The organism is Bacillus sp. WC2503, from assembly GCF_052682895.1.
This window is the reverse complement of the sequence record NZ_JBQYMD010000001.1, coordinates 1,602,041-1,622,335: the sequence shown is the minus strand read 5'-3', so window position 1 is coordinate 1,622,335 and position 20,295 is coordinate 1,602,041. Positions and strand designations below refer to the sequence as shown.

Below are 20,295 nucleotides of genomic sequence, written 5' to 3'. Positions count from 1 at the left end.
ACTATATAGTTGAAAAGGAATGCGACATTAAAGTGTCGCTGAAAAACTCATCCAAGAAAAGGGAGGAAAAATCTTTTGAAAAACAAATTCATTGTTTTCCTATCTGTTTTGTCATTTATTATTGGTGGTTTCTTCTTTAACACGAATACTTCAAGTGCTGAAACATCATCTACTGATTACGTTCCTAACCAATTAATCGTTAAGTTCAAGCAAAATGCATCTTTAAATAATGTGCAATCTTTTCATAAATCTGTCGGAGCTAATGTCTTATCTAAAGATGATAAGTTAGGTTTTGAAGTCGTTCAATTTTCAAAAGGTACTGTAAAAGAAAAAATAAAGAGTTATAAAAATAATCCAGATGTGGAATATGCACAGCCGAATTATTACGTTCATGCCTTTTGGAATCCAAACGATCCATATTTTAAAAATCAATATGGATTACAAAAGATCCAAGCTCCACAAGCTTGGGATAGCCAACGAAGTGATCCTGGTGTAAAAGTAGCTATCATTGATACAGGAGTTCAAGGCTCACATCCTGATTTAGCTTCTAAAGTAATTTACGGACATGATTATGTTGATAACGACAATACATCTGATGATGGTAATGGTCATGGTACACATTGCGCTGGAATTACTGGAGCACTTACGAATAATAGCGTCGGAATTGCTGGTGTTGCCCCGCAGACTTCCATTTACGCTGTTCGCGTATTAGATAATCAAGGAAGCGGGACTCTTGATGCTGTAGCGCAAGGTATTCGAGAAGCTGCTGATTCGGGTGCAAAAGTAATTAGTTTAAGTTTAGGAGCTCCAAATGGTGGTACTGCATTACAACAAGCAGTTCAATATGCATGGAATAAAGGCTCTGTTATAGTTGCAGCTGCTGGAAATGCTGGAAATACAAAAGCTAATTACCCTGCTTATTACAGCGAAGTAATTGCAGTTGCTTCTACAGATCAATCAGATAGAAAATCTTCATTTTCTACTTATGGTAGCTGGGTAGATGTTGCAGCACCAGGTTCAAATATATATTCAACATATAAAGGGAGCACGTATCAATCATTAAGTGGTACATCTATGGCAACACCTCATGTTGCAGGAGTCGCTGCTCTTTTAGCAAATCAAGGATATAGCAATACACAAATCCGCCAAATTATTGAGTCAACTTCTGATAAAATTAGTGGTACAGGTACGTACTGGAAAAACGGTAGAGTCAATGCATATAAGGCTGTACAATACGCTAAGCAATTACAAGAAAATAAAGCTTCGTAAGAAATACAGTGAAACTTTAATTATTGGAGGCTTTGTACATCCCAAATGATTATTTTCCCACACTAATCGGTACTTTATAGGCAGTTCATGCAGGATAAAATAGAAGGAGAGACTTTTACAATTAAAGTCTCTCCTTCTTACAAACTATATTACTCCCCCTTTTTCTGAATCATATGTAAATACAGTACAAAATCCATCATTGTCGATGAATGACCAAGTTGACGGATCATTGCTGTTATATTTCCTCTATGATATGTACCATGATTTACGACGTGTTGCACTAATTCTAAAATTGAAGTATGTAGTGTCCCTGCATATGGATTCTTAATAACAAATTCAGCATGTACATCTTGTTGTGTACTTAGAAATTCTTTATACTGATTAGCTATATTTAAAAACATTTCTTCTAATTCATTTAGCGATTTTGTATCGATTTGTTTTTTTAACTTTTCACGATCTTGTATTGCTTCACTCATACTTCTGCCATGTAATATGTGTAACCACACTTGATCTGTAATATAAATATGCGCAAAAGTATCCTTAATGGATGGGAATACACTCTGTATCTGCTCATTAAAAATTGTCTCATAATTTGGTAACTCTTTTAATCGATTGAATAATCTAGTATTAGCCCAAGCATGGTAATCACACTGTTTTAATATATAATCTTTCAATTTATATTACCTCCTTATTGTATAAAACGAATGTTTTGCTCCTTCATTTCCGATTCTCTATCAGCTTTTACAATCCCTTTTTCTTCAATTTCATGTTTATTTATCGTTTTATATTTTACATACGTATAAAATTCCGTTTGAAATGGAAATGGTGTAATCCGAATTGTTTCCTCGTCCACCCATTCAGCTTGAATAAGTTTCTCCTCTTTACTATTAAACATTTCTGTTCCTTCAAAACCATCTTTAAATAAATCAACTTCATCTTTCTTTTTGACACCAGGCTTATTCATACATACGTATAAAGAAAGTTCATCACAAAACTTTAATAATCTATAATGTTTATCGAACATCGCAAACTGTTCCTTTGTTAACGTTTTCAAAATTCTTTTTTGTCGTTCTAATTCATGTTTATAAAAAGAAAGCATCTCTTCATCTTCCTCATTTAATGGGAATGATAAAAAGTGTTTACTACACAGTAATGCCCCGTATGGATTAGAATCTTCAATTTCATTCAAACCAATCGTATAAAAAACAAAACGTAATGGGCTTGGACAATCCATAAATGTATACGGAATATTTTTAGCATCATTCAAAATTGGTACTTTATCAAGTTCTATCCATCCTCTATCATGTTCATATATTGCATCAATTGTCTCTTTTAAGTATGTTGTATCTTCAAAAAAACATTCTTTTATATGCCTAGCAATCTCTCCAGCCAAAAAACCATGATCATGTTGACGAATTAATATACTCTCTTTCTCACTCTTTTCACGAAAAATCATACGTATATTCCCCCTCATCCTCATACTATTGCTTTTTGTATGCATCAATTCTTAATTAATCCCCAATTATTAGCAGGGATTCAGTCTCTTGCAACGAAATTAACATAACTATATAGTATTCTTTCCAACCATAAAACTAGCTTTATCTTTACTATCCATTATACTAAAACATTCATTCTAAAAAAATTTTTATGAGGTGAAAACATGAATAAAACAGAATTAATTAAAAATGTGGCACAAACAGCTGATATTTCTCAAAAGGATGCTTCTGCAGCTGTACAATCCGTATTTGACACAATTGCTAACGCATTACAATCTGGCGATAAAGTTCAATTAATCGGTTTTGGAACGTTTGAAGTGCGTGAAAGATCTGCTCGTACAGGGCGTAACCCACAAACTGGGGAAGAAATTCAAATTGCGGCTGGTAAAGTTCCAGCATTTAAAGCAGGTAAAGAATTAAAAGAAGCTGTTAAATAAACAAGAAACCAGCCATTTTATAGGCTGGTTTCTTGTTTATTTCTTATTTAAGCAAGTCCTTTATATTTTCTGCATGATACACTTCACAAATATAAAATACACATTTGTAGTTACTTACAATTTGATATTTTCTAGTTGGATACACATTCGCCGCAACTGAACATCCATCAAACAATTCGATAATATTTCCAGATGGCTGATATCCTTCATATAATACGTTTCTTCTTACTTCCATTTTTTCTATCAGGTTTTCAACAGGAATAGTTCCACTTTCTAATTCACTTTTTATTGTATCCGGTAAAAAAGAAGTATCCGCAAAAATTAGATTTTCAGATAACACCTTACCATTATAACTAACATTAGATACACGATAAAGAAATGTTCCGTTTTTATCAAAGAAATTTTTTGCTTCTTTCGGAATGTACTGCCTATCTATTACCTCTTGTTCTAGAACATCAAATTGAACTGTATCATTCAAAAGCTTTTCTAAAGCAAGAATAGATGATGTATCTCCAGAAAATAAAATATTTTTAATTGCTTGTACATTATAAGTGAATTCATTTGTTCTACTTTCCGCCACTAACATGTGGAACACCTCTTCTATAAAATATTTTATTAAACTTATTTATAATTTAAGAGCGCTACCGCGTCTAACTGCGTAATTTCAGTTACTTCTTTACTAAATATTGCAATGGAAGCCATATAATCTAAACTAGGCCTTACATCTTCCATCCTTGTATTTTCTGCTAACTCTTGTCTATCCCTAAAAACCAACAATTTAGGAGGATCATTTGGAGCTGATACAGTAATTTCAACTGGTGGAATCAATAGTCCTTCACCTGTCGCTTTCAGCACAGCTTCTTTTCGAGTCCAATACGTTAAAAATCCTTCTAATCGCTGTTCATTAGGTAATTTCATAACTTGTGCTATTTCAATATCTGTTAATACGCCCTCTGCCATTTTCATCACATCTACATTTGGATTCATTTGTTCAACATCAACACCGACAGATGCAGATTTTGTAAATGCAACGACAACCCACTCACCCGAATGTGAAACTGATAATTGTGGCATACCTTCTGGTAATTGCGGCCTACCATGTTGTAACTTACATACTGGGCACAATCGATCAATCGGCACTTGAACTGGCGACATAGAAAGTATCTTTCCAAGAACTAACCTACTAATTACGCAACCTATTATAAAACGTGCACGATCTGCCGAATGATGATATGAATTTGCTTTCTCTTGCTCTACATCATTTAGTAAATTGTAATGCCATGATTGTAAATCTGAAATTCTTGCCCACCATATTTGACAATCATTCTCATTCAAAGTTGGTATAGAATCTACAACTTTACTTTCTATCATGTAAAATCTCCTTTTTACTACTAATATCAATTTCAATTAAAGTAGCATACATATATTGCTATTCATTGACGAGTTCTTTCTCTTTTTGTGATACGGATAACATTTTTTCTTTCTTCTTTGACATTACCTCTTTATCAGAAATACGTAAAGAAAATAGTAATGCTATAAGTAAAAATAGTGCTGATCCAATTAATGCCGCTTGATATGGCAAGAAATCTGATTGTGCGTTATTCTGTACGTTATTACTTCCAAAACCAGACAGTATACTAGCTAAAACAGCAACTCCTATTGCAGATCCTAATCGGTTTTGCACATTGAATATAGTAGTTGCTCTACCCATAGAAGATGGTGTGATATTGTTAAAAGCAGAAAATTGAACTGCACCGACAGACTGCCCTAAGAAAATACCTATGCCAAACAATAATGCCCGTATTTGCCATGGATTCGTATCATGATTTACAAAACTTAATAATACAAATATAACCGCGGTACTTATTAGTCCAATAGAGATTACCTTTCGAGCACCTAATTTCTTATACGTCCATGGTACAATTTGCGAAGAAATCATTAATCCAATCGCCTCTGGGAATGTCGTAAGACCTGATTCCAGCGCAGAAACTCCGATTACATTTTGATACATAAGCGGAAAAACAAATAGCATTCCAAGTAAACCAGCAGATGAAAACAAGGATATGAGACTCATTTTTCTAAAAACGGGTTCTTTTAATAAGCGTAAATCTAACATCGGTTGCTTTACTTTCAATTCTACTATTATAAACAGTGAAATGAATACAATCCCAGCTATCCCAGTACTTATTATTTCTGGAGAAATCCATCCTTTTGACGGCCCTTGACTGAGTGCATAGATGAGCATCGCAAAACCTGGTGCTGAAAGAACAAAACCGAGAGAATCAAAACGACCAGCTGATTTTTCAATATGCTCTGCTAAAAATAGAAGTCCAAATAGCAACGCAATAATACCAAACGGCAAATTAATATAAAATGCCCAGCGCCAAGACATTTGATCTACAAAGAAACCACCAATAATTGGTCCAATCGCTGGTGCAACAGCAATTGGCAGTACAATAAATCGAGAAATTTTTGGTCTTTCCTCTGGTGAAAATGTTCGGAATAACATCGCCATCCCGACCGGTGTTAAAAGTCCGCCACCTGCACCTTGAATGATACGAAAAATATTTAATGAAGTAATATCATTCGCAATTCCACATAATGCAGATGCAATTGTAAAAACGAAAAGGGCAGTTAAAAATACTCTTTTCGTACCAAAACGATCGCCTAACCAACCGGAAATCGGAAGAAAAACAGCTAAGCTAACTAAATACCCAACATTTACTGTCCCCATTGCAGATGGGGGTACTTGCAGTTCTTTGCTTATCGTTTGCAATGCTACATTCACAATTGTTGCATCCATCGCAGCCATAAACATCGCTGTTATATACACGATGCTTATAACTACTTTTGGATTTATTTTTACTTTCATTATTGTTTTCCTACTAATATTTTTTCGCTAATTTGATTTTTTTTTGGCTCTAAATCATTCCAGTTTACTTCAACGCATTCTAAGCAAACTTGTCTGCTAGCTTCTTCATGTACGACATTCCATCCAATTGGTACATCGAGAAAGGCAGGCCAGAGAGAATACTGGCCCTCCTCATTCATTAATACTTTATATGTGTAATTATCATTTTCAAATGGATTCGTCATACTCTATTTACCCCTTTCTTATTCTGTAAATATTTCGCTAGTACTTGCCCAATTTCTGTAAGCGGCCCTGGCTGACATAAATCTTTATGTCTACAATCAATATCATGTTGCACGATATCTCCATCTAAATAATTTAGCCATGTATTTGGAGAAATAGGATCAAACCAGTCTGGTATAACAGTAGACCTAAAGAATAAAATATCCCCGTTATAAACTTTCGGTACATATTTCCCTAACAACCCTACTGAATTTACATATGTTTCTTTCAAGTTCAATATAGTCTCTTCTTCAAGACTTGCTAATGCACTTCCATCTTTACGAAGGATTTCAACTGCACTTTCCATTGTAAGTGGTTTACCATCCATGTTGTCTGGGTCATATCCGCCTAAAGCAAGTAATGCGATTAACGCTTCCTCTTCAGTAGGCGCTTCCGTATTCGGTAAGAAGTGTCCAGGATAAGAATCAAGCATAACGAGTAATTCTACTTCTTCTCCTTCATTTTGTAGTTGCGCCGCCATTGCATGCACAACATTTCCTCCAAGCGACCAACCTAATAAACGATATGGTCCATGAGGCTGTATTTCACGAACATGTTTCAAGTAATCCGCCGCCATCTCCTCTAAACTTTTTGGAAGTTCTTCATTTTCAGCGATACCACGTGCTTGTACACCATAGATTGGATAATCTGTTCCTAAAGATTTCATAAGTCCTGCATAGCACCAACTTAATCCACCTGCTGGATGTACACAAAATAGTGGTAATTGATCCCCGCTTGCTCGTAATGGAAGCAATACATCAAGTGCACTTTGACCATTCCCAATCTCAAGCCTTTCAGCAAGCCCCGCAACAGTAGGTGCTGCAAATAAAGTTCCAATATTCAGTTCAACGCCAAGTGCCTCTTTCATACGACTCATAAGCTGCACTGCAAGAAGTGAATGACCACCAAGATCAAAGAATCCATCATCAATTCCAATTTGAGACACACTTAAAACTTCTGTAAACAAGTCACATAACATTTCTTCTTGCGGTGTTCTCGGTCCGCGGCTAGATGATGATGCAATAAACTCTGGAGCTGGCAATGCCTTTCTATCTAATTTACCGTTTGGAGTTAAAGGTAACTCATTTACTACTACAAAAGCGTATGGAACCATATAATCTGGTAAACTACCACTAGCATGCTGACGCATTTCATTCGTATCAATCGTTTCATTATTTGATGCGACGATATAAGCAACTAATCGTTTATCCCCTGGTTGATCCTCCCGGACAATAACGGCCACTTGTTCAACTTTATCGTGTTTCATTATGACCGCTTCTATTTCCCCTAATTCAATTCGGAATCCACGAATTTTAATTTGATGATCTGCACGTCCTATATAATCTAACGTCCCATCTTGACGCCAGCGCGCTAAGTCTCCTGTGCGATACATTCTTGTACCAGGTTTACCAAATGGATCTGCGATAAAACGTTCAGCCGTTAATCCTGCTCTTCCTAAATATCCACGAGCTAGTCCAGCACCTGCAACATACATTTCTCCAACTACTCCTGGCGGCACTGGTTGTAAATAGTTATCTAATACGTATACTTTAAGATCTGGTATACTGCACCCGATTAAACTATTTGCTCGTAAAGAAACGATACTCTCATCTAACTCAATATAACTAACATGTACCGTCGTCTCCGTTATACCGTACATATTAATAAGTTTCGGTGCGTTATGAGGATGACGACTATACCAATCTTCTAATCGACTTAGTTCAAGTGCTTCTCCACCAAAAACAACATATCGTAAAGATAGTTTTTGACCAACCTCTTCATTTTCACGATCTGCTTGCATCAATTGATAGAACGCTGATGGAGTTTGGTTTAAAACAGTAACCTTTTCCTTAACAAGAAGCTGTAAAAATTCTTTCGGCGAGCGACTTACAGTATGTGGTACTACAACTAAACGCCCTCCATATAATAAAGGTCCCCAAATTTCCCAAACCGAGAAATCAAAAGCGTATGAATGGAACATCGTCCACACATCGTCTGCGTCAAATTGGAACCAATGATCGGTTGCTCCTAAAAGTCTTACTACATTTTGATGAGGTATCATAACTCCTTTCGGTCTACCTGTTGAGCCTGACGTATAAATAACGTAAGCAATATGTGAAGGAGCTAACGGCTTCAGGCACTCCATTTCATCAATATTTTCTTCACTATATTTCTCAATTTCTTCCATTACGTTCACATCATCAACTAAAATCTTTAGTGACTCATCACATTCAATTTCTACACTTGAATTTGTTAATACACATGATGGTTTCGCATCGTGTAGCATAAATGAAATACGATCTGACGGATAATCTGGATCTAACGGAAGGTATCCGGCACCTGCTTTAAGAACAGCAAGTAAGCTTACAACCATGTTTAATGATCTTGGCATCGCTAAAGCAACGAGTTGATCAGGACCAACCCCTTTTGCTATTAGGAATCGAGCTATTTTATTTGCTTTTCTATTTAACTTTTCATAAGTTAATTTCTTATCTTCAAAGACAACAGCTATAGAATTTGGATTTATATGAGCCTGCTTTTCAAACAATTGTGGCAATGTCATTTCTGGTGCAATTTGAAAACCACCATTCCACTTTTCTAATACTGTATTTTTCTCTGCTACAGTTAATATTTCTAATCTGCCAATTGATTGATTCGGATTTGTAGCTGCATCATCTAATAACAAAATGAATCGTTCTATTAGTTTTTGAACCGTTTCACGTTTATATAAATCGGTACTAAACTCTAGTAATCCATGTAAACCGTTCGGAGTACCATCAACCTCGTTACTCTCACTAATTTCAAATGTTAAATCAAATTTTGCAGAACCAACGCTTTGAATTTCAAGGCTCGCTTCTAAATCTGGTGCATTAAACGTTGCTTCTGGTGTATTTTGAAAAGCCAACATAACTTGAAACAACGGGTGGCTGTTTCGAGTACGTACTGGATTTAACACTTCAACAAGCCTTTCAAATGGAACATCTTGATTTTCATAAGCTGCAAGATTTACCTGCTTCACTCTATTTAATAATTCTTTAAAACTTGGATCTCCTGACGTATTTGTACGTAACACTAATGTATTTACAAATAAACCAACAATATCTGAAAGTACATCATCATTTCTTCCAGCAATCGGACTTCCAATTGGTATATCAGTGCCTGCACCTAATCTTGTAAATAGTGCACTAAGTCCTGCTTGCAATACCATAAACAAACTAACCCCATTTTTACGACCAAGCTCTACTAACCTACTATGCATACCTTCATCTATATGAAAATGAATTGTTTCCCCGCGATAACTCGTTTCCACCGGACGCTGGTAATCTGTAGGCAACTCCATTTGGTCTGGTAAACCTTTAAGTTCTTCTTTCCAAAAATCTAATTGTGTTGAAATAAGACTTTCTGGTGTCGTTTCATCACCTAGCAATTGCTGTTGCCAAAGTGCATAATCTGCGTATTGAACTGGTAGTGTCTCCAGCTGAACTCTGTCACCTTGACATCGTGCTTTATACGCCGCTGTAAAATCTCTCGTTAACGGCTGTAATGACCAGCCATCACCTACAATATGATGTAATAGAATTAATAATACATGTTCGTTTTCACTCACTGTAAAAAGTTGCAAACGAACTGCCGGCTCAAAATCGAGGTTAAAGCTATATCTTACCGCCTCTGAAAGTACACTTTCTAATTCATCTTTACATGTATTAGTTATAACCATTTCTAGATTTAAGTTTTCCATATCTAAAATTTTCTGATAGGAACTACCTAATACGTTAGGGAAAATTGTTCTAAGTGTTTCATGTTTCTCAACTACATCATAAAAAGCACCTTGTAATGCTTGCCGATTCAATATTCCATTCATACGAATGACTAGCGGAATATTATAAGTAGGACTTGGACCTTCTAAACAATTTAAGAACCATAACCTGCGCTGTGCAAATGAAAGTGGAACTTCATTTGGCCTACTTGCTTTCTGAATAGCTGGTCTTGCACTTTTTGCATGGTTTAATTGTTTCGCCAGTTCGGCAACAGTTGGTGATTCAAATAGTTTCCCGATTCCTAATTCCACACTTAACGTTTCACGAATTCTTGCCATTAAACGAGATGCGAGAAGTGAATGTCCACCCATTTCAAAGAAATTATCATCAATGTTAATTCGAGAAACACCAAGTACTTCTGCAAATAAATCACATAATATTTCTTCTTTCGGATTTCTAGCAACTCTCTCATTGTTCATTCCATTAAAATCAGGAGCAGGTAATTTCTTTCTGTCAACCTTACCATTTGGCGTTAATGGTAATTCTTCTAGCACAACAAATGCCGATGGTATCATATAATTCGCTAAACTTTCTGAAACATAAGAACGAATTTCTGAAAGATTAATCGGTTCCTTTTCTTCTGCAACGATATACGCAATGATGCGTTTATCATTTGGACGATCTTCTCGTACCATCACTACCGCTTGTTGAATATTTTCATGTCGTTGTAATACCGTTTCAATTTCAGCTAATTCAATTCGGAAACCACGAATTTTTATTTGATGATCTGCGCGACTCATGTACTCTAGCACACCGTCGTTACGCCATTTCACAAGATCACCTGTGCGGTACATAAGCTTCCCTGGTTCTCCATATGGATTTGCAACAAATCGTTCAGCCGTTAACGCAGGTTTTCCTAAATATCCGCTTGCGATTCCTTCTCCTGCAATATATAATTCACCGATAACTTCAGGTGGAACAGGTTGTAATCCTGCATCCAATACATACACTTCTGTATTGCAAATTGGCTTTCCAATAGGTGGTATACCCTTTTCACTTTCATCAATGTTCATGAAAGTAGACCAAATCGTCGTTTCAGTTGGTCCATATAAATTAGTTATTGAGCAACCTAATTCTTTTAATTTATTTGCTAAATACGCTGGAAGAGCTTCACCACCAACAAGTATGTTTAGCCCTTGTAGCTTTTCTGGATAATCAGTTACTAACGCCTGCCAAAGCGTCGGTGTAGCCTGCATAATGGTCACTCTTTCTTCTTGTAAAAGTGTCGTTAATGCTGATGGCTCTTGTATGTCTTCTTTTTGCGCAATTGTTAAACTTGCGCCACTAATAAGAGGTAAATAAATTTCTAGAGCAGAAATATCAAACGCAAAAGTTGTAACTGCTAATAAATGATCATTTTCATTTAATGAAAACTTTTGTTGCATAGCCATTAAAAAGTTACTTAAACCTCTCATAGGAACAATTACACCTTTTGGGTTTCCTGTTGAGCCTGAAGTATATATTGTATAGGCTGGGTTTAAAAGTGATACATCATTCTTACATGCTATATTCATACGAGAATATGTATGTAACGCTAGTTTCGTTTCTTCTTCATCTAATACAATTTTTTTCATATCATTTTCTATAACTAACTTAGATGAAACAGATGAATGTGTTATGATACAAACTAGTTTTGCATCATTTACTATATAATTAACTCTTTCTGCTGGGTATTCTGGATCTATTGGTAAATATGCTGCACCAGCCTTTAAGACCGCTAGCATACTAACTACCATTTCTATTGATCTAGGGAATACTAAAGCTACAAACTGGTTTGGTCGTATGCCTTCTTCTACTAAATAATGTGCTAGTTCATTCGCTCGTTCATTTAGCTCTTTATACGTAAGGTTTACACCGTCACAAGTAATCGCTAGTTTATTTGGATTTTTTTGCACTTGTTTTTCAAATGATATAGGTAGACTGATTAACTCATCATCTTCCTTCGTTTCATTCCATTCCAATAAAACTTTATGGTTTTCTTCAGGCAGAGTAATGTTTATTTTTCCAATAGACTCGTTTTTCTCATAATTATTTATTACTAATTCAAATAGATTCATAAATCTTTCTTTATGCAATGCTAGCTCCGCGCCATTATATACTTCGGGATTCGCATCAAAATGAATCATTAACTCCTTTTGATCAAAACGTTTATATACATTTATCGATAAATCATCGACAGGTCCTGCTGATAAGTTATGCGTAATACCACGCTTCCCAGCAAAATTAAGCCCGTAATCAAATGGCATAACATTCACTAACGGTCCAAACAACCTTTGATTTTCACCTAGTAACTTTAAGTCTCTTCTTAATTCCTCATGACGGTATTTATGATGGCGACGTACATCTCGGATTTCTTTAGAAACTTGTTGCAATAATTCCGCAAGAGTTATATTTGGAGTTACTGTAATACGAAGTGGAACTAAATTCATTACCATACTAGGTGTATGAATAGATACAGAACCTAGACGTCCCATCATTGGTAAACCTAAAACAATATCATTTTCACCTGTTAATTTATGCATATAAATACTTGTTACAGCGACAATGAATTCCGGCCAACTTGTTAACGAAATATTGATTTCTTCTAGTAAAGTTTTCGTGCTAGAACTAGATAAATAAGCTGTTTCTCGTGAAAATCCATTTGATGTTCTCGGTGCTCGTTCTGCCAAACTTACAACTTCTGGTTCATCCGCAAATTTTTCTAACCAAAAAGTACGATCTTCCTGAAATTGTTTAGACTCACGATACTCAATATCTTCTTGCACAACTTTTGCAAGAGAACCAAATGGCTTTTCATTCTTGTTTGTTTCTTCTATAAGTGATGTATACTCATTCGCTACCTTTTGGCTAAGAAGTGAAAATCCATAGCCATCCATCACAATGTGATGGATGCGCTGATACCAAAAGAAACGATTATTTTCAACTTGAATAAGTGCTTCAGTAAATAAAGTATCTTTTTTCAAATCGACTGGCATAGATAAATCATTTTTCATCCATACTTTAGCAGCTTCTTCAGGATTTTCTTCTTTACGAACGTCAATAAAATGCATATGAAACTGTGATTCTTCAATAACTTGCCATGGGCCAATTTCATCCTCTTCGAAGCGAACATGAAGTGCTTCTGCTTCCATTACAACTTTACGTACAGCTAATTCAAAAATGTCTTGATGAATATTCCCGTTTATTTCTACATATTCCCCAGTATTATATATCGGATTAAGCGGATCTAATTGTTGCGCAAACCACATACCAGACTGCGCAGATGATAACGAATGACGAATCTTTTGACTGTTAGGCATTCTTTACTACCCCTTTATTATGTAGTCTATTTGTTACAGCACCTGTGCTGTTTGTGAAGATAGTAAGCTGTACCAACCTGCAACAGTTGGACGTTCTGCTAAATCTGCAAACGTGATTTCTTTCCCTTCACGACGCCACTTCTCTACTAAACTCATAATTCTGACCGAATCAAGCCCTCTATTTAATAAGTCCTCATCAATATCAATACTCTCTACTGGCTCACGAAGTAGTTGTGCAACTAGTTCATGTACTTCCTGTATAGTGATTCCTTCACTCTCATCACCTTTTACACTTTGTAAATCTTTTAACAATAGGTTTGTTGATGTCGTTACTGCGCATCTATTAGATGCATACTCCAATGCTTGTTTATGATGCTCTAGTGAAAAATCAGCAACTGCATCTGCTACAAAGAACGGCTCTATACCATCCATAAATGCTTCACAAGCTGTTAAAAGGCATCCAATATGCGCATAAATACCGCAAATAATGAGTTGATTTCTTCCTTGTTCATTTAAAATTTCTAATAGATTTGTCTTTTTAAATGCACTATATCTCCATTTTGTTAGGAATATATCCTCCTCATCAGGAGTAAGTTCATCAACAATTTTCTTTTTATCTGGTCCAGCAGGAATACCGTCACCCCAAAAGTCTTGTAATAAACCTCTTTGTTCTAACGTTTGTCCACCAGGTTGCGCTGTATAAACAACTGGTATACCAAGTTGTTTACATTTTTCTCTTATCATTTTAATATTTGAAATAAGTTCTACTTTTGGTGATTCTTTATCGCTATATGCATCAAGAAAATATTCTTGCATGTCATGAATTAAAAGTACTGCACGTTTCGGGTCTGGTGTCCAATTCACTTTATTTTTTGGTAGTTCTGATTCAATTGGCATTTTATATACTGAAATAGATGGGATAGCCATCTAATCACTTCCTTCCGGTTTTTATTATTGTTTTACTGTAATAAGTTTTTCAGCAATGACTTTACGTAGTTCTTTTTTGCTGACTTTTCCGACTCCTGTTTGCGGGAATGATTCAATAAATTCAATTCGATCTGGAATTTTATAAGCCGCTATACCACGTTCTCTTAAAAACATTTTTAATTCACTTACAGTTGGAACTTGTCCGCGAGCTATAACAAAAGCACAGGTGCGTTCACCTAAATAATCGTCAGGCATAGATACAATTGCTACATCATGTACTGCATCATGTGCTAATAGATGATTTTCAACCTCTTCCGCAGCAACTTTCTCACCACCACGATTAATTTGATCTTTATCTCTTCCTTCTACAATGATGTAACCTTGTTCATTTACTTTTACAAGATCACCTGTGCGATAAAATCCATCCTTTGTAAATGATCGTGCATTATGCTCTTCCGCTTTATAATAACCACGAATTGTATATGGACCTCGTGTTAATAAACTACCTACTTCACCCGGTTTTACATCGTTATCATTTTCATCAACAACCTTTACTTCATCGGATGTAGACATCGGTCTACCTTGTGTATGAATAATGATTTCTTCCGGATCATTTAATCTTGTGTAATTTACTAGCCCTTCTGCCATACCAAACACTTGCTGTAACGTACATCCAAATGTAGGACGAATACGCTTCGCAACTTCGGCACTAAATTTCGCACCACCTACTTGAATCACTTGCAAGCTCGATAAATCGTTATTACGGGAAGATGCAGCATCAAGCCAAATCATTGCTAATGGTGGAACGAGCGCTGTAATCGTCACTTTTTCTTTTTCTATAAGAGCAAATGCCTCGTCTGGACTCCCTCCAGTTGCCAACACTACCTTTCCACCCGCATAGAAAGTTCCAAATGTTCCTGGAGAACTCATCGGGTAATTGTGTGCTACTGGAAGAACGGCCATATAGACACTTTCTGCATTTAAATTACAAATTTCAGCACTAACACGTAAACTATAAATATAGTCATCATGTGTTCTAGGAATTAATTTAGAAAGTCCTGTTGTCCCTCCTGATAATTGAAGAAACGCAACATCACTTGGCTGAACTTCTGGTAATGAGACGGGATCCATATACAGATCATTTATGTTCACAAACTCTTCTTCTTCTCCCACTACAATTACATGTTGTAAAGTTTGCACTTTCTCTTTCACTTCTCTTGCTAGTTTTCGATAATCAAAACCGAGAGCCTTATCTGAAATAACGTAAGCGCTCGCCTCGCCAAACTCACAAAAATAACTAATTTCACTGCTTCGATGTGAAGGTAGCGCAAAAACAGGAAGCGCTCCAATTCGAAATAGTGCAAAACATATTTCGAAAAACTCTATAATATTAGGTAACTGGATTACAACTCGGTCTTCTTTCTTTATTCCTACATTCAGTAAACCTGAAGCTAAGCGATCTACCTTTTTATCAAGTTCACTATACGTTATATGCTTATTACCGCTTACAACTGCAATCTGATCTCCATATTTTTCAGCACGCTCTCTTAACACTCGGCCAAATGTTTCACCAAGCCAACACCCTTCTTCTCGGTAACGATCGACGAATTCTTTTGGCCATTCCGTATAACCTGTTAACATTCTTTCTTCCCCCTATTCATTCAACGAATTATCTCTTAACCCTAAAGCCTTCAGCATTGTTTGGAACTTAGCTGATGTTTCTGCTAGCTCATCTTCTGGTTTTGACTCAGCAACAACTCCAGCTCCTGCATATAAACGAAGTGTATTCTCTTGCACTTCCGCACAACGAATTGTAACAATCCATTCGCCATCTCCATTTAGATCGCTCCACCCTAACATTCCTGTAAAGAATTCACGGTCAAATGGCTCAATTTTTTGAATAGCCTCTCTTGCTGCTTCCATTGGAGTTCCGCAAACTGCTGGCGTAGGATGGAGAGCAATTGCTAATTGTAAAGAAGAAGTATTTGGATTCTTAAGTTCACCTTTCACTTCGGTAGACAAATGCCACATTGCTTCACTATGAATAACTGATGGTTTTTCTGGCACATGCAATGTATGACAATACGGACGAAGCGCAGCAGCAACCGCTTCAACTACTACCGCATGTTCATGTAAATCTTTTGGTGAAGAGAGTAATTCCTCTGCTCTTCTTTTATCTTCAGCTGGATCGTCACTTCTTGGTCTTGAACCAGCTAATGGATTAGAAACGACTTGCATACCACTACGTGAAACAAGCAATTCAGGGCTTGCTCCAATTAATGTCTTATTGTTCTCTTTTTCATCTTTCGGTAAATTCACAGCAAATGTATAACCGTGCTTATTATGCTCTGCTAATTCGCGAAGTAGTTTTTGTTTATCAATCTTCTCTGAAGATTTAACATCTAACGATCTAGATAGAACGATTTTCTTTAAATCTCCATCCTGAATTTTTTCAATCCCTTGCTTCACACCATTCATATAAGTTTCAGAAGCTGGAACCGGTGTCATTTCAAATGTCAGTTTCTCATTTGGTTTTATCTCATTTGTTGTCTCCAACTGTAAACACTCAGTAATTCTGCAATATTCCGGTACAATAAGTTGAACTTCTTTTCTACGATCAAAAGGCAAAGCACCAACAACGATAGGATTCGGATTTCCGGATTGTTTTGCATTACTTAATACCGCTTGTACAAGTTCTGGAAAACTTTCAATTTCATGATGTTTTACTGTAGTAACCTCTCCTTCTGTCAATATCGTTCGAGTTGGTGAAGCGAAAAAGAACGAAGATTCAGTCTTATAATCTTCTAATAATTTTTCTGACAGTTCCTTTACGGCTGTAAGTTCATTCATAGTATGAAAACCTCCTGAATTTTTTATTAAACTCCTAATGTAGCTCCGCCATCGACACATAAATTGTGCATTGTAATATGACTCGCTTTATCAGAAGCTAAAAACAATACTGCTTCAGCAATTTCTGAAGGTTGTGCAATTTTTTGTAATGGTATACCGAGTCTGTATGTATTTTGGGAACCAGCAATTATATTTTTAGCTCCATTCTCATCAGCCCATAGTAACCTTTGCATTTCAGTTTCAGTAGAACCAGGAGAAACTAAGTTGCAGCGAATATTGTATGATGCAAGCTCTAATCCTAAACATTTCATGAACATTGTCGTTGCAGCTTTTGATGCAGCATACGCAGCCATTTCCATTCTCGGAGTATTTGCTGCATTTGAGCCAACTGTAACAATTGCCCCTGATTTTCTTACCATCATACGTTTACTTACCGATCGAGATATATAGAAAACTCCTGTAGTATTTACAGAGAATGTTTTATGCCAATCTTCATCACTTAAAGAGTTAATCGCTCCCATTCGTAAAACTCCTGCGACATTTACTAATATATCTATAGGCGCTATGTCATTTTCAATTCGGTTTACTACCTCTTCAACAGCATTGCTATCACTCACATCTAAATGAAATGTCTTCATACGCGTTTCATATGATGCATCATGATTTAATAACACATTTAACCCTTCTTCATTTTGATCAACCGCAATAACTGTAGCCCCTCTTTCTAAAAACATTTTTGCTACAACACTACCTATACCTTGCGCTGCACCTGTTACGAAAACGGTTTTTCCATCAAATTCCCCTGCGTTCATTTCCTCTATCCTTTCATATAAAAATTAATCTAATGAAACAAATTAAATGATAACGATTTTCATTATCATTGGTAATGTAAAAAATAATACACTTACTAAACTAATTGGTCAAGTGTACTTTTCATTAAAATGCAATTAATTGATAATGTTTTTCATTTACTGCTCTTACATCGAAATGATAATGTTTCTCAATAATCTTGTCAATCTTTTTTTATTTTTCAGACAAAATATTTTTTATGTTTCTATGTAAGTCTACATCTATAAGCATTAAAAAGTACTTTAAATAAAGTGCAACTTTATTCATTGGGGGTTTTACGGGCTGTAATAAAGGATACAAAATAAATCCATAATTCCTTATCATCTTTTTGAAATTCAAAAAGATAACTTGTAGATTTCTTCGCCTACAATGCTTTACCAAAAATTCATTTTTTCTTTTCTCAACATTTTTCTGAAAATATTTTATTTTACATCTTTCATTTCTCAATAAATATTCTATGTATAATCTAAGATTTATTTAGATTTTCCTATATTATGCATCCCTTAATAAAATCCTAATATAATCCAAATTGATGTTTTACTCGCGCTTTTATTCGTATCATTACGTCGATTACAAGGACTTGGTAGGGAAAAATAATTTAAAAAAGTTCATATAGAAAAAAGCACCCTATTTCATAGAGTGCTTTTTCTTATCGTAGTGCCATAGAAGGTTTAAATCGTTACGCTACACTGCGATATTCTTCTTCTTTTTCTTTTTTCTTATTAGGTGCTTGAATTAAAATTGCGATAATAAATGACACGACACATAATACGCCGATCACCATGAAAGTTGGTTTAAATCCACCTAGAATTGCACCGATAAAGGAACCTGCAAGCGCTCCAAACCCGAATCCTTGATACACAATTCCGTAGTTTTTACTATGATTTTTCATGCCGAAGAAATCACCAACAATAGCTGGGAAAATAGTGATATTTCCGCCAAAGCAAAACGCTACACTTGCTACACAGACGAAGTAGATACCATAATTTAAATCTACGAAACTTAGGACCAAGACTGAAGTCGCCATAGCAACAAAAGTACCAGTAACGATTTTTAAACGGCCGATTTTATCTGATAACGGTCCTAGAATAATACGACCTAATGTATTGAAGATTGCAACCATAGCCACTGCATTAGCTGCTGTTGTTGCGCTAAGCCCTACAAGTTGAACACCGATGTCTTTTACCATGCCAATTAAGTATAAGCCACTCATACATGATGTAAATAACATAATAAATAATAAGTATACTTGTTTTGTACCTAGCATTTCTTTCGTTGTATATTCCTTCGTTTTTGTTTCATGAACTGCCCCTTGATCAGCAGCTTGATGGATTAAACAAGCGCCAATCACAATCATAGCTGTAACAATTAAACCCCAGTATATAAACGCTTGTGATACACCAACTGATTCAATCAACTGTGCGTTTATGTATTTAAAGATTAGGCTACCTGAACCATATGCAGAGACAGATATACCAGCAATTAAACCTTTACGCTCTGGAAACCACTTAATTAAATTCGATAGTGAAGTGATATATGCTGTACCATCTGCATACCCTACGACAACTCCTGCTAATACATAAAGCAATATTAATGAGGAAGCTTGTGAACTAAGTATTAATCCTAGTCCTAATGCTAGTCCAGCTATCATAATGAGTTTACGAAGTCCCCATTTTTCTTGCAATTTACTCGCAAACAATGTTGAAAACGCTAAAGAAAGGCTTGTAATCGAGAAAGTTATAGCAACAGCATTCAGACTCCAACCAAATTTACTAACTAAAGGCTGATTGAACAAGCTCCAAGTATATATCGTTCCAAGCCCCATTTGTACTATGACTGTACCAAGGACAACAAGCCATGGATTAACAGTTGATTTTTTCATATTATCCCGCCTCCTCCTTCTATTTCAATGCTATTCGCTACATTTGATTTTTTTATGTTCATTTTGTCCACCTCTTTGATTTGACAACTTCATTGTATAAGATGTTTCCGCTTATGTAAGCACTTACAATACAAAGCGTCAAAAATATGAAATCAGTTACAGAAAACGAAGGGTGAAATACAAAGAACTACTTATTAAATACGTAGCGGCTGTTCGTATTGTGTTATATAAGTACGGCTTACAAGTGTTTTTGAAATCTTTTTCATTTAGTGAAACTTTAATCTGTAGGATTTTATTCACCTCTCATTGATTATTAGGCCACACCAATCAAATGT

14 protein-coding genes are annotated in these 20,295 nt (G+C 35.8%); 2 read left to right on the top strand and 12 right to left on the bottom strand.

The window, feature by feature from the left end:
* The first annotated feature begins 75 nt into the window (after positions 1 to 75).
* A complete protein-coding gene (locus ACUN26_RS08495; RefSeq protein ID WP_000790785.1) occupies positions 76 to 1,269 on the top strand; it encodes a S8 family peptidase in 1,194 nt (397 codons plus the stop codon).
* Positions 1,270 to 1,418: 149 nt separating this feature from the next.
* Here ACUN26_RS08495 and ACUN26_RS08490 read toward each other — a convergent pair whose 3' ends face one another.
* Together ACUN26_RS08490 and ACUN26_RS08485 are read right to left on the bottom strand one after the other, a co-directional pair.
* Complete coding sequence (locus ACUN26_RS08490; RefSeq protein WP_000656264.1) at positions 1,419 to 1,943, bottom strand: DinB family protein; 525 nt, start codon at positions 1,941 to 1,943, stop codon at positions 1,419 to 1,421.
* A gap of 14 nt (positions 1,944 to 1,957) precedes the next feature.
* Positions 1,958 to 2,725: a DUF3891 family protein gene (locus tag ACUN26_RS08485; RefSeq protein WP_000577310.1), complete on the bottom strand. Its 768-nt coding sequence runs from the start codon at positions 2,723 to 2,725 to the stop codon at positions 1,958 to 1,960.
* A gap of 204 nt (positions 2,726 to 2,929) precedes the next feature.
* Between ACUN26_RS08485 and ACUN26_RS08480 the strand changes: the two genes are divergently transcribed.
* Positions 2,930 to 3,202: an HU family DNA-binding protein gene (locus ACUN26_RS08480; protein ID WP_001043908.1), complete on the top strand. Its 273-nt coding sequence runs from the start codon at positions 2,930 to 2,932 to the stop codon at positions 3,200 to 3,202.
* Positions 3,203 to 3,245: 43 nt separating this feature from the next.
* On the opposite strand, the gene ACUN26_RS08475 is transcribed toward ACUN26_RS08480, so the two are convergent.
* From ACUN26_RS08475 to ACUN26_RS08430, 10 genes are all read right to left on the bottom strand, one after another.
* A complete protein-coding gene (locus ACUN26_RS08475) occupies positions 3,246 to 3,788 on the bottom strand; it encodes a hypothetical protein (RefSeq protein WP_000959152.1) in 543 nt (180 codons plus the stop codon).
* Between the two features lie 35 nt (positions 3,789 to 3,823).
* Positions 3,824 to 4,573: a 4'-phosphopantetheinyl transferase Sfp gene (sfp, locus tag ACUN26_RS08470; RefSeq protein WP_000573008.1), complete on the bottom strand. Its 750-nt coding sequence runs from the start codon at positions 4,571 to 4,573 to the stop codon at positions 3,824 to 3,826.
* Positions 4,574 to 4,631: 58 nt separating this feature from the next.
* Positions 4,632 to 6,074, bottom strand: coding sequence for an MDR family MFS transporter (locus ACUN26_RS08465; protein ID WP_000865164.1), 1,443 nt, complete (start codon positions 6,072 to 6,074; stop codon positions 4,632 to 4,634).
* Positions 6,074 to 6,298, bottom strand: a complete 225-nt coding sequence (locus tag ACUN26_RS08460) for an MbtH family protein (protein WP_000184074.1) — start codon at positions 6,296 to 6,298, stop codon at positions 6,074 to 6,076. Before ACUN26_RS08460 ends, ACUN26_RS08465 begins: the two co-directional genes overlap by 1 nt.
* Positions 6,295 to 13,452: an amino acid adenylation domain-containing protein gene (locus ACUN26_RS08455; RefSeq protein WP_001133900.1), complete on the bottom strand. Its 7,158-nt coding sequence runs from the start codon at positions 13,450 to 13,452 to the stop codon at positions 6,295 to 6,297. Before ACUN26_RS08455 ends, ACUN26_RS08460 begins: the two co-directional genes overlap by 4 nt.
* 33 nt (positions 13,453 to 13,485) lie before the next feature.
* Positions 13,486 to 14,379, bottom strand: coding sequence for an isochorismatase family protein (locus tag ACUN26_RS08450; protein ID WP_001007271.1), 894 nt, complete (start codon positions 14,377 to 14,379; stop codon positions 13,486 to 13,488).
* A 24-nt stretch (positions 14,380 to 14,403) separates the two neighbouring features.
* Positions 14,404 to 16,020 (bottom strand): (2,3-dihydroxybenzoyl)adenylate synthase, encoded by a 1,617-nt coding sequence (locus tag ACUN26_RS08445; RefSeq protein ID WP_000955337.1) that lies wholly within the window; start codon positions 16,018 to 16,020, stop codon positions 14,404 to 14,406.
* 12 nt (positions 16,021 to 16,032) lie between these two features.
* Positions 16,033 to 17,229, bottom strand: a complete 1,197-nt coding sequence (gene dhbC / locus ACUN26_RS08440) for an isochorismate synthase DhbC (RefSeq protein ID WP_001004384.1) — start codon at positions 17,227 to 17,229, stop codon at positions 16,033 to 16,035.
* A 26-nt stretch (positions 17,230 to 17,255) separates the two neighbouring features.
* Entirely contained in the window at positions 17,256 to 18,041 is a 786-nt protein-coding gene (gene dhbA / locus ACUN26_RS08435; protein WP_000991102.1) for a 2,3-dihydro-2,3-dihydroxybenzoate dehydrogenase, read from the bottom strand.
* A 716-nt stretch (positions 18,042 to 18,757) separates the two neighbouring features.
* Positions 18,758 to 19,960, bottom strand: coding sequence for an L-lactate MFS transporter (locus ACUN26_RS08430; RefSeq protein WP_000750115.1), 1,203 nt, complete (start codon positions 19,958 to 19,960; stop codon positions 18,758 to 18,760).
* Positions 19,961 to 20,295: the final 335 nt, after the last annotated feature.